At 73.8% G+C, this 233-nt stretch carries 1 protein-coding gene; it reads left to right on the top strand.

All coding sequences use genetic code 11. From position 1 onward, the window contains the following. The coding region (locus tag IF89_RS40370; RefSeq protein ID WP_158718192.1) for a hypothetical protein at positions 1-233 on the top strand (233 nt) is incomplete at both ends.

Below are 233 nucleotides of genomic sequence, written 5' to 3'. Positions count from 1 at the left end.
GTACGGAGTACGACCGCCAGGGCCGGCCGTCTGTGCACACGGTGCTGCCGGACTCCGACAAGCCGCAGACCACCCGCATCGCCTACCCCTCCCCTACCGCCACGGTCACGGCCACGCCTGACGGGCGGCGTATCACCGAGACCCTCGACGCGCTGGGCCGGCCCCTGCGGACCGCGGACAACTACCGCGACGGCGCCTACGCCAAAGAGCCCGACGCCGACGGCGCGCGGGTG

This window comes from Streptomyces sp. NRRL F-2664 (assembly GCF_000719345.1).
Taxonomy (GTDB): Bacteria; Actinomycetota; Actinomycetes; order Streptomycetales; family Streptomycetaceae; genus Streptomyces.
Note: the sequence above shows the minus strand (reverse complement) of the source record. Positions and strands in the feature narration are given on the sequence as shown.